Raw genomic sequence first — 11806 nt, forward strand, 5'->3', positions numbered from 1 at the left:
GGCGCGAATCTAGGTGGAACCAACGGGGGGAATCCGCAAAATTTTCTGCTCCGATGCCCGCCCCGCACGCCTTCGCCGAACTTTCAAGGGAGGGCGTTTGCGCCTCAAAGGGCCGCTCACGTGTAGACTGCGTTAGACCCGTTGGTTGCATCGACTCCCCAACACATTTTTTCGCCAATTTCGGCCACTATCGGGCCGATTTTTCGCCGATACCCTCAAGCGGAGGCATCGTACATGCATGTAGCGCTGCAGCAGGAAGCCGTCACGAGCGGCACGCCCGCCGAACAACCTCAAAAAACGCCGCGTGATCTGCGCCGTGTCGACATTCACCCCGATCACTGGTATCCCGTCGCGTGGTCGCGCGAAGTCAAGCGCGGCAAGGCGCATGGCGTGAAGTTCGCCGGCGACCCCGTCGTGCTGGTGCGCACCGAGAGCGACAAGGTGTTCGCGCTGGAAGACCGCTGCGCGCATCGGCAAGTGCCGTTGCATGCGGGCGTGGTCGACGGCGAGTCCATCCGCTGCTGTTACCACGGCTGGACTTACGACTGGTCGGGCAAGTGTATCGACGTGCCCTATCTCGGGCGCGAGCGTCTGCCCAACGGCGTGCGCTCGTACCCGTGCCGCGAAGAAGCCGGGCTGATCTTCATCTTCCCGGGCGATCCGCTGCTCGCTGAGAGCGTGCCGTTCCCGGCGCTCGGTTCCGCCGGCGACAAAGCCTATAAAACCCGCCGCTTCGGCCGCGCGGTGAAGTGCCATTACACCTTCATGCACGAGAACCTGATGGACATGAACCATCAATTCCTGCATCGCAAGCAAATGGGCCAGATGAAGGCGCGTTCAGTCGGACGCAGCCGTGGCGAAGACTGGGTGGAGGTGAATTACACGTTCGCGCGCGAAGAGGGCAAGCAGCCGATAGGCGAAGCGCTCGTCTTCAGCCAGAAACGCGGCACGAAGCCCGACGACAATAACAAGGACGTAATGACGATCCGTACGGAATATCCGTACCAGACGCTCAGGATCCGCACCAAGGACCAGACCATGGTGATGGATCTGTGGATTGCCTATGTGCCGCTCGACGCCGAGCAGCGCACGAACCGCACGTTCGGTTTGCTGTCGATCCGCCGCCCGAAGATTCCGGGCATTCTCGATGCCGCCTGGCCGCTGCTGGTGTGGTTCACCGAGCGTATCTTCAAGGAAGACCGGTGGATCGTCGAGCGCGAACAGGAAGCGCATGACCGGCAAGGCGGCGATCATAATCACGAGGTGTTTCCGGTCATTCTCGAATTGCGGTCGCTGCTGACCGAATGCGGCGCGCCGGTTCGCGAGCCTGCGGTGGAACGTCGCGTGCACATCATTCAGCCGGTTACAGATTGAGATTGACTGATATCGTAGAGAGCGGCTGGAAGTAACGTGCCGGTAGTCAAGTAATAACCAAAGAGGTCGATCATCATGGAACCCAACCCGGCAGAAGATCGCGGCACGCCGTCAGTCAACGTCAATGAACGGCCCGAACAGGATCACTTCGATGCCGCCATCAACCACGTCGACAGTTCGTATTCGTCGGGCGTGCTGGCCGCCAAGGCCGCGAAAGGCATTTTGTACAGCGTGATCGAAACGCTGGGCACGCTTGTCGGCGATCCGGATTTGCCTGAGCATGCACGCTCGGGCTATCAGGCGCTGCTTGTGAGCGCGGAAGAACTGCGTTCACGGATCGATTAACAAAGGCTCACAGCCAGCCTGGGGCAAAACCCGGGCAAAATTTAAGGTCAACCACGGAGCACATTATGAGTAAAGCCCAGGACGCAAAGAAAACCGAGAAAAAGGTTGCCCTCAAGTCGCCGAAGGAAAAGAAAGAGGCGAAGAAGTTGAAGAAGGAGGCGACCAAGCGCCAGTAAGTGCAATGATCGTGTAAGCAGCAGATATACGGCCGATGGTTCGGTTGAAACAACCATCCGGCATGGAAGCTCCCGACATCACGTTGTTGCAGCGCTTTGAACTCCAGCGGCCCGCTATTAGCGGGCCGTTTGCATTTGCGGAGGTTTGCGCTGGCGCTTTGAAACGCGAAGTCGAACCTGCTTTAAAAGTCCGTCGTCATCGAGAACAAGAACGTGCGCGGTGCGCCTTGCGTCAAATACCCCTGGCCCGAGGTCGCGGCTGATTCCCAGTACGCCTTGTTTGCCACGTTCAGCACACTGACCCGGAAGGTCGTGTTCTTGTGGAACAGGTTGGTCGCGTAACGTGCGCCGACATCGAAGCGATTCCACGATGAAAGCGACGCCGTATTGGCGACATCGAAGTATTGCTTGCCCGTGTGCAGATAGCGCGCGGTAAATGTCAGGCCGGGCACCATCGGCAGGTCGTATTCAGCGCCGAGATTGAACAGGAACGCGGGCACGCCGGTCGGACGGTTGCCGTCGGTCAGGCCGCCCACGGTGTTGAGCAGCTCGGCCTGGATGTAGGACGCGCCCGCCAGCAGCCGCACACCCTTGTACGGTTCACCCGTGATCGACGCTTCAAGCCCGCGATGCCGCTCGCGTCCGTTTGCCGCGAAAACCATGTCGCTGTTCGTGTACGCAGTCGGTTCTTCGATCTGATAGGCCGAGAACGTCGAGCCGAAATGATTCGTGTCGTATTTCACGCCGACTTCGTACTGCTTAGAGCGCGATGGCGCGAGGTTCGTGCCGAAGTTCACTGCCGTCGACGGCGCCGCCTGTCCCTGCGCCAGCGCTTTGCTGCGGTTGGCGAAGATCGCGACGTTTTCCCATGGCTTGATCACGAGTCCGAGAATCGGCGTGGTGATGGAATCGTTATAGGAGGACGTGAGGTCGCCGGTCCCGGTTGCGTAGTTGTTCTGGTGCAATTCCTGGCGGCGCGCGCCGAGCGTGAAGAGCACGCGGTCATGCAAAAAGCCCAGCGTGTCCGATACCGCCACGCTTCGGATCAACGCGCGGTCGGTAACGAAGGGATCGGCGAAGTTGCCGACCGGGCTCGCGCCCGGGCGCGGCACCTGCGGCGTGTTGTAGAGGTCGGTGTTGAATGTGCCAGAGAAGTCGAAGGCCGAGCGGTCTTCGATACTGGTCAGCGACCCGCCCAGAGTCACGAAATGCGAGACCGGGCCGGTGTCGAAGCGGCCATGCACGCCGCCTTCGGTCGAAAATGCATCGGTCTTGCGCGGCACGCCCAGGCGATACGCCGTGGTCAATCCGGTATCGCCGTTGAAGTTCGGCGAAGAATAATCGCCATGCTCGTTCGCGTGATGCACGCCGCCCGCCACATACGCCGTCCATCCCGGCAAGAAGTCGTATTCGGCGCGCGCAATGCCGACCGTGTCTTCGAGCGCGGTGAATGACCAGGGCTGTGCGTAGTTGTGCGTTGCCGACCGAACCGCCGGGATCAGGATGTCCGTGCCGCTCAGGTTGACCGTGGGGCGCGCTTCGTTCGCACGTTCGCGTTGATACAGGAAATCGCCGTAGAGACGCAGTTTGTCGCCACGATAATCCAGCGATACCGACGTGGCCGTGCTGCGCTTGTGTTCATCGTCGACGCTGGTTTCGCCGTCGCGCACGAAGCTGTTCACGCGCACGCCAAACTGGCCTTCGCTGCCAAAACGGCGGCCTACATCCACGTGCGTGCCGAGTTCGCCCGATGCCGTGCCTTCCACCGTTACGCGCGTCAGGGGTTTGTCGCCGGCACGTTTCAGCTCCAGGTTCACGCCGCCGCCAATGGCGGAGCCGGTCGGCGACGCGCCGCTCAGGAACGCATTTGCGCCCTTGAAGACATCGACGCGTTCGAGTGTTTCGGTTGCCACGAGCTGACGCGGCGTGATGCCATAAAGTCCATTAAGCGAGATGTCGTCGCCATTCAACTGGAAGCCGCGGATCACGAACACTTGCGACTGGTTGCCAAAGCCCAGGCTCGAGCGCACGGACGGATCGTTGTCGAGGACATCGGCGAGGGTTCGCGCTTGCTGGTCTTCGATCAGCTTCGAGGTGTATGTGGTCATGCTGAAGGGCACGTCGATCATCTTCTGGTCGCCCAGCACACCGAAACTCGCGCCCCGCGCGACCTGACCGCCACTGTACGTCGGCGCGAAGTCACCGGGGAGCGCTTCTGCGGCACCCTGGACTTTCACGGCCGGCAGGGTCTTGTCGGTGGCATCCGTCGTCGGGTCGCTTTGCGCGTGAGCAATACCGGCCGCGCCGGCGAGACCCATGGCGAGCGGCATCGCTGCGCGGAAAAAGACCTGACGGACGGCGGCCGATACGGGCCGGACGCGAAGCGATTGCGGTTTGTTTGGAAGCATCGAAGGAGCGGAGTAGCGAAGCGGTCGTGATTTCGCCCCGTCATCCGCCAGGCAAATGGCGGGCAACGGAGCGCTGCTTTGTAGTGGGTTTATGTGTGGGCTTGCGAGTTTGGATTTACAACTGGACTACAAGACCTGACAAACGAGAGGATTATACACGAATGCGAATCGTTATCATTTATCGCGCAAAAAAACGACACGCCTGATAACAGCCCTGGCAGGATGTTTCGGAGGGTTAGAAGGGTCCAGGAAGAATCATCTCGCGGATGAGTTCACGCGTCGCCGACCCATCGTTCCTCGGATGCTTTCAAATGCGACCGGATCGCTGCCTGCGCCGCGATCGGGTCGCGTGCTTCGAGCGTCCTGAGAATGCGTTCGTGCTCGGATAACGCGACGCCCCACGTCGTGATGTTTTCCGAAAGCACACTGGCTTTGGCGGCGATGGGATCGTTGCGGCCATCGAACAATTCACCGACGAGCCGTGTGAGCACCGAATTTCCCGCCATGTCCGCGATCGCCATATGGAACTGGCGATCCGGTTCCAGTGGCGAGCGGCCTGCTGCAATCAACTCGCGCATGACATCGACTGTTTTCTGCAGCTTGGCCGTGCCATCGGAGGTAAGCCGCGTGCACGCCAGCACGATCACTGATCCTTCTATTGCGGCGCGCGCCTGCATCAGTTCAGTCGGGCTTTCTCCCATGGCAGTCAAAGGCGACGTTTCGCTGCCGACTTCACACACGTACACGCCCGAACCCATGCGGATTTCGACTTGTCCGCGGATCTCCAGCGCAATCAACGCTTCGCGCAGCGACGGACGCGATACGCCGAGTTGCTGCGCCAGTTCGCGTTCAGGCGGCAAACGCGCGCCGGCCTGAAAGCTGCCGTGGCGGATCAGCATGTTGATCTGATCGGCGATGGACTGATACAGCCGCCGCGTTTCAACAGGTTTAACGAGAGAAGTCATGGAGCCCGGTGCGTTGTGCGTGTCGAAACGTGTAAGGTGGCTTGACCAATTTACTTTCAATTCGCGCCAGCATCGCTTGGAGCGTATGTCTTTGGATATAAGGGTAAATACCTCGATTCCAGTACAGGCTCAACGCCATTATCATTAGCGGCAGGTCAGGCCGCTTCTTCAAACCGTTGCCGCGAACACTAAATTGGCTTGACCACTTTGATAGCGGGTACGGCCTGGGCGCAAGCCCCACATCGAGGAGACAAAAGCCGATGCATCCGTCCCAGTCAGTCTGTCGGGCCGTGCAATGAACGCAACGGCCGAACCGGACGTGTCATCCCCTTCCGCCAGTTCAGCGGAATCCTTGCTGCGCCTGAACGGCGTAGGCAAGCGTTTCCCGGGCGTGATCGCGCTGCAGAAGGTGAGCTTCGATGTCCGTGCGGGTGAAGTCCACGCCATCTGCGGCGAGAACGGCGCAGGGAAATCCACGTTGATGAAAATTGTCAGCGGGCAGTACCGGCCGGACGAAGGCGAGATTTATCTCGATGGCCGCGTGCAGCATTTCGCGTCCACGCTCGATGCGCAAGCCGCCGGCATCGCGATCATCCATCAGGAACTGAACCTGATCCCGCATCTGTCGATCGCGGAAAACATCTTCTTGGCCCGGGAGCCGAAGCGCGGGATATTTATCGATCGCGCCCGGCTTGCCGCCGATTCACAGGCCGCGCTCGACCGGATCGGCTTGCCGCTGAAACCCCGCACGCTGGTTGGATCGCTGTCGGTCGCGCAGCAGCAGATGATCGAGATCGCGAAGGCGTTGTCGCTCAACGCGCGGCTTCTGATCATGGATGAACCCACGTCGTCGCTGACCGAATCCGAGACCGTGCATCTTTTCCGGATCATCAAGGAATTGCGCAAGTCGGGCGTGGGGATCGTGTACATCTCGCATCGGCTGGATGAGCTTGCTGAGATCGCGGACCGCGTGACAGTGCTGCGCGATGGCCGCACGATTTCCACCGATGACTTCGCGGCCACGACCATCGAACAAGTGGTGTCGCATATGGTTGGCCGCGATCTCGACGATGTGTTCCCCGAACGCAAATCGCAGCCGACTACTGAGGTCCTCTTGAGCGTCAACGGCCTCAAGCGCCGCGAAGTGTTCGGGCCGGTGAGCTTCGAATTGCGTCGCGGCGAGATTCTTGGCTTCGCGGGCCTGATGGGTTCGGGTCGTACCGAAGTGGCGCGCGCGGTGTTCGGTGCGGACCCCGTGGACGGCGGCGAGGTGCATTTGCGAGGCGAAAAGCTGTCGATTCATTCGCCTATCGATGCGATTCGCAACGGCATTGCGTATCTCTCGGAGGATCGCAAGGGCAACGGGCTCGCGCTGCAGATGACGGTCGCGAAGAACATCACGCTTGCGAACGTGGGGGCGGTTTCCAGCGCGGGCGGTTTCATCCGTTTCGAGGAAGAAGGGAAGGTCGCACGCAAATATATCGATGCGCTCGGCATCCGTACGCCGAGCGCGAACCAGATCACGCGCAATCTGTCCGGGGGCAACCAGCAGAAGGTCGTGATCAGCAAATGGCTGTTCCGCGAATCGAAGATTCTTTTCTTCGATGAACCCACGCGCGGCATCGACGTCGGCGCGAAATACGCCATCTATGAACTGATGGACCGGCTGGCAGCGCAGGGAATTGGCGTTGTCCTGATCAGTTCAGAGCTGCCCGAGATCATGGGCATGACCGATCGCGTGGCGGTGTTCCACGAAGGCGAAATAGCGGGCGTACTCGAGACCCGCAAGACCAATCAGGAAGAAATCATGCACTACGCATCAGGACGGACGACCCATGCTTGAGATGACTACCGACCCCGCTCATGCCGACCGCGCACGCGCTCGTGAACGGCGCCGCGATCTGATACAGAAGTTTGCCGCGCTGGGCAGTCTGGTGATGCTCGTGATCGTGTTTTCCGCGACGAGCAGCGCGTTCATGTCCCTGGGTAACGGCATGACGGTGGCGCTGCAGGTGACATCGATTGCGTATCTCGGACTCGGGGCGACTTGCGTGATCATTACGGGCGGTATCGACCTGTCCGTGGGGTCGGTGCTCGCGCTCTCCGGCGTGTGCGCCGCGCTGCTTGTGAAGGCGGGCGTTCCGGTGCCGATCGGCATGCTGGGTGGCGTGATCGTCGGTGCGATCTGCGGCGCGTTCAACGGGATCTTTGTCACGCGCATGGGCTTGCCGCCGTTTATCGCGACCTTGGGGATGATGCTGGTCGCACGCGGCGTTGCCCTGCAGATCACCGGCGCACGGCCGGTTTCGGGTCTCGGCGATTCGTTCGCGGAACTCGGCAACGGGTCGCTGTTTCGTATCGTGCGCATGGGTTCGGATGGTTTTCCCGACGTCGTCTTTCCGGGCATTCCTTATCCCGTGATCATCATGGTCGTGCTCGCCGTGCTGGTTTCGATCATGCTCAGCCGGACGTCGCTGGGGCGGCATATCTATGCGGTCGGATCGAACGCGGAAGCAGCGCGCTTGTCGGGCGTGAACGTGAATCGCGTGAAGCTCTTCACCTATGTGTTGTCCGGCGCGCTCGCGGGGTTGACGGGTTGCGTGCTGATGTCGCGGCTCGTGACCGCGCAGCCGAACGAAGGCGTGATGTATGAGCTCGATGCCATCGCCAGTGCGGTGATCGGCGGGACGTCGCTGATGGGCGGCGTCGGGACCATCTCGGGCACGGCCATTGGCGCGTTCGTGATCGGCATCTTGCGCAATGGCCTGAACATGAACGGCGTATCGAGTTTTATCCAGCAGATCATCATTGGCCTCGTGATCCTGGGCACGGTGTGGATCGACCAGATTCGCAACCGGCGATGAGTTTCATCGGGCGCGAGGGGTCTTTCTCAAGCGTCCGAAGGGCAGAAGCGAAGCGGGCCGCAGAGGCTTATAAAACCAAAGGAGCGAGACATGAAACTGACTACGAAGGCGATGTTTGCCACTGTACTGGCCGTTGCCGCGAGCACCGCATTTGCCGCGGGCGGCGAGATTGCGGTCATTGTGAAGAGCGCCGATTCCAACTACTGGCAAAACGTCAACAAGGGCGCGACTGCGGCCATGGCCAAGCAGAAGGGCTACACGATGACCTTCCAGGGGCCGACCGCCGAATCGGATATCGCAGCCGAAGTGAACATGGTCGAGAATGCGGTGAACCGCAAGGTCTCAGGTATCGTGCTGGCCGCGTCAGATCCTGATGCGCTCGTGCCGGCTGTGAAGAAGGCGTGGGAAGCGCACATTCCGGTGGTGATCATCGACTCGGCACTGGCCGATTCGGGCAAACAGTACTACCAGGCTTTCCTTTCCACCGATAACGCCAAGGCCGGCGAGATGTGCGCTCAGGCGCTGATCGCGAAGGTCGGGCAGACGGGCAAGATCGCGTTGATGTCGTACGTGGCCGGCGCCGGCTCCGAGGCTGCGCGCGTGGGCGGATTCCGCAAGTACCTGGAAGCGCATTCGAAGCTGACGGTGGTGGGTCCGTTCTACTCGCAATCGCAAATGGCGAACGCGCTGAACCAGACGACCGACGTGCTGGCGGCCAATCCTGATCTCAAAGGAATCTTCGGCGCGAATGAACCGACGGCAGTGGGCATGGGCCGCGCACTCGCGCAATCGGGCAAGGCTGGAAAGGTCGTGGCGATCGGCTTCGATGGCAACCAGGATCTGCAGAACTTCGTGAAGGACGGGACCATCCAGGCGATCGCCGTGCAGGGTTCGTACCAGATGGGCTACAAGGGCATCGAAACGGTGGTTGGCGTGATCGAGAAGAAAATGCCGCCCAAGTTTGTCGATACGGGCGTGGTCATGGTCGACAAGGGCAACATCGATCAGCCGGTTGCAAAGAACGTATTGTATTGACGGTTTTTGGCTGGACGCGATGCGGGAGCGCTTTCCGCATCGATAAAAAATAAAGTTAGTGAAAACAACGGAAGACGGAAGATAAAAACGAGACTCCACGGTAGTTGCACGGCGAATTCATGGCGGAATAAGCGTGAGCAGCTAATTGACACGACTACAAAACGTAGTCAAGATAACGTTAATTAGAAGTTCGGCGCATTTTTCGCACGACGAATTCGCTCGTTCAGGCAACACCTGGGGACTCGAGTCATGGAGACGTATTACCTTGCCATCGACGTTGGCACGGGCAGCGTTCGCGCTGCCCTTGTCAATGGACGTGGAAAAATAGCAAGCATGGCGGCGCGCGAGCACGAGCAGATCGTGCTCCGCTACGGCTGGTCCGAACAACGTCCCGCGGACTGGTGGCAGGGCGCTGTCGGCGCCATTCGTGAAGTGCTCGAAAGCGTGCCGAATGCGGCTGCAAACATCGCGGCAATCTGCGCGTGCGGGCAAATGCACGGCACGGTTCTGATCGATGCCGACGGCCAGCTCACCCGCGAAACCGCGCCGCTCTGGAATGACAAACGCACGCTCGCGCAAGTCGAAGCCTTCCGGGCAGCGCACGACTCCACGTCCTACCTCCCGCTGACAGCGAACCCCGCCACGCCCGCGTGGCCCGGTTTCAAGCTGCAATGGCTCAAGCAGAACGAGCCCGAAGCGTACGAGCGCGCCGCGACCGTCTTCATGTCGAAGGACTACATCAACTTCCGTCTGACGGGCGAACGCGCGTGGGACTGGAGCGATGCATCGACAAGCTTCTTGATGGACCCGCAAACGCGGACCTGGTCCCAGCCTATGCTCGATGCGCTCGGCCTCGACATCACCAAATTCCCGCCCATCCGTTCGCCGCAGGAAATCCTCGGCAGCGTCACCGCTGAAGCTGCGCAGGCGACCGGCTTGCGCGAAGGCACGCCGGTGCTGGTCGGGGGCGCGGATTATCCGCTGTCGGTGCTCGGCTCGGGTGTGTATGCACCGGGTCTCGGGTCGGACATCACCGGTACGTCATCGATCATCACCGTGATCGCCGATACCCCCATGCTGCATCCCGAAGTCTCGAACGTGGCGACCGCAGAGGGCTTGTGGGGACGCTTCATGTTGCTCGATTCAGGCGGCGACGCCATGCGCTGGGCACGTCGTGCGTTCCACGAAAACACCTTGAGCTATGACGCCGTCGCGCAAAAGGCGGCCGAAGCGCCGATCGGTTCCGAAGGCCTTTTTTTCCTGCCGTATCTCACGGGCGAACGCCTTGGCGAGCACTCGAATTCGCGCGCGCAATTTTTTGGCATCGGTGCCAAACATGGGACGGCGCACTTGCATCGGGCGGTGCTGGAGGGTGTTGCGTTCGGCGTGCGGCGTCACATTGGCGTGATCGAATCCGCGGGCGTGCGCATGGAACGGCTCGTCGCTGCAAGCGGCGGTGCGAAGGCTGCGCTGTGGCTCGACATCAAGGCGAGCATGTATCGAACGCCGATTCTCGTGCCGGCTGAAGTGGAATGCGGCGTGATGGGCTGCGCGATTCTCGCGGCGACCGCGCATGGCCAGTTTGCGCGCCTTGGCGATGCCGTCTCCGCCTTCGTTCAATTCGAGCGCGAAGTCCTGCCAGACCCGCGTGCCGGCGATATCTATGACCGGATGATGCCGATCTTCGAGCGGCTCTATTCGAGCTCGCAGCAGTTCTACGACGACCTCGATCGTCTCGCCGGGACTCATGCATGACGCACGCAATCAAAGCAGTTTTGTGGGACATGGACGGCACGCTCGCCGACAGCGAAGCGCTGCATCTGAACACACTCGTCACCGTGCTGAATCATCACGGCATCAAGGCGGGCGACGATCTGCATGCATCGATATTCGGCATGACCGCGCGCGAAGTGCATACATTATGTTGCGAGCTTTTTGGCATCGACTTCGACTACGACGAATGGTCGATGGCGCGTGCGCGCCATTACGTGTCCGAAGCCATCAACATGCAACCCAGGCCCGGCGCGTTGAGCGTTTATCGCGCCGTGCGTGCAGCCGGAATCCATCAGGCGATCGTATCGAATTCGCCGCGCATGCTGCTCGAAGCCGGACTTCGCGCGCTGGATTTACAGGACCCGCAACTCATATCCATCAGCGCCAACGATGTCCGCGCCGGCAAGCCGCATCCCGAACCGTACGAACGCGCCGCGTGGCTTTTGCACATTTCGCCGGAACAAGCGATTGTCGTGGAGGACAGTCCGACCGGCGCACGTGCAGCCATCGCGGCAGGCATGCGAGTGCTTGCATGGCCCGAACATCCGGGCGCGGCGTCGTCTTTCCCTGAACTCGCCGAACTCGTTTTTTCCGAACACGAGTTGTCCACCGCCATCGCCGCAGCACTCGGCGTTCAACTTGACACCTGAAACCCAGACCATGCTCCGAACCAGCATTTTCCCCTCGCGATACGTCCAGGGCGCAGGGGCGCTCGATTCCCTCGATACCGAACTCGCGCAACTCGTTTTTTCCGAACACGAGTTGTCCACCGCCATCGCCGCAGCACTCGGCGTTCAACTTGACACCTGAAACCCAGACCATGCTCCGAACCAGCATTTTCCCCTCGCGATACGTCCAGGGCGCAG

At 60.6% G+C, this 11806-nt stretch carries 10 protein-coding genes; 8 read left to right on the forward strand and 2 right to left on the reverse strand.

Going from position 1 to position 11806, the window contains the following annotated elements:
- Positions 1-234 precede the first annotated feature (234 nt).
- Both ACRXB1_RS18610 and ACRXB1_RS18615 read left to right on the forward strand, forming a co-directional pair.
- Positions 235-1374, forward strand: a complete 1140-nt coding sequence (locus ACRXB1_RS18610; RefSeq protein ID WP_449492822.1) for a Rieske 2Fe-2S domain-containing protein — start codon at positions 235-237, stop codon at positions 1372-1374.
- A 75-nt stretch (positions 1375-1449) separates the two neighbouring features.
- On the forward strand, positions 1450-1719 hold the full coding sequence (locus ACRXB1_RS18615; RefSeq protein WP_061999461.1) for a hypothetical protein: 270 nt from the start codon (positions 1450-1452) through the stop codon (positions 1717-1719).
- A 358-nt stretch (positions 1720-2077) separates the two neighbouring features.
- Here the strand turns inward: ACRXB1_RS18615 and ACRXB1_RS18620 are convergent, their stop codons facing one another.
- Positions 2078-4303: a TonB-dependent receptor gene (locus ACRXB1_RS18620; protein ID WP_449492823.1), complete on the reverse strand. Its 2226-nt coding sequence runs from the start codon at positions 4301-4303 to the stop codon at positions 2078-2080.
- Positions 4304-4575: 272 nt separating this feature from the next.
- Positions 4576-5268 carry a FadR/GntR family transcriptional regulator gene (locus ACRXB1_RS18625; protein ID WP_449492824.1) on the reverse strand — a complete coding sequence of 231 codons (693 nt, stop codon included), beginning with the start codon at positions 5266-5268 and terminating at the stop codon, positions 4576-4578.
- Positions 5269-5563: 295 nt separating this feature from the next.
- On the opposite strand from ACRXB1_RS18625, the gene ACRXB1_RS18630 reads away from it, so the two are divergent.
- From ACRXB1_RS18630 to ACRXB1_RS18655, 6 genes are all read left to right on the forward strand, one after another.
- Positions 5564-7111 (forward strand): sugar ABC transporter ATP-binding protein, encoded by a 1548-nt coding sequence (locus ACRXB1_RS18630; protein WP_449492825.1) that lies wholly within the window; start codon positions 5564-5566, stop codon positions 7109-7111.
- Positions 7104-8132 (forward strand): ABC transporter permease, encoded by a 1029-nt coding sequence (locus tag ACRXB1_RS18635; RefSeq protein ID WP_449492826.1) that lies wholly within the window; start codon positions 7104-7106, stop codon positions 8130-8132. The genes ACRXB1_RS18630 and ACRXB1_RS18635 overlap by 8 nt, the downstream gene beginning before the upstream one ends.
- Before the next feature lie 90 nt (positions 8133-8222).
- Entirely contained in the window at positions 8223-9167 is a 945-nt protein-coding gene (locus tag ACRXB1_RS18640; protein ID WP_061999456.1) for an ABC transporter substrate-binding protein, read from the forward strand.
- Between the two features lie 249 nt (positions 9168-9416).
- On the forward strand, positions 9417-10922 hold the full coding sequence (locus ACRXB1_RS18645) for a xylulokinase (protein WP_449492827.1): 1506 nt from the start codon (positions 9417-9419) through the stop codon (positions 10920-10922).
- Entirely contained in the window at positions 10919-11590 is a 672-nt protein-coding gene (locus ACRXB1_RS18650) for an HAD family hydrolase (protein WP_449492828.1), read from the forward strand. Before ACRXB1_RS18645 ends, ACRXB1_RS18650 begins: the two co-directional genes overlap by 4 nt.
- Before the next feature lie 10 nt (positions 11591-11600).
- On the forward strand, positions 11601-11750 hold the full coding sequence (locus ACRXB1_RS18655; protein WP_449492829.1) for a hypothetical protein: 150 nt from the start codon (positions 11601-11603) through the stop codon (positions 11748-11750).
- Positions 11751-11806 lie beyond the last annotated feature (56 nt).

Source organism: Caballeronia sp. M23-90, from assembly GCF_053574605.1.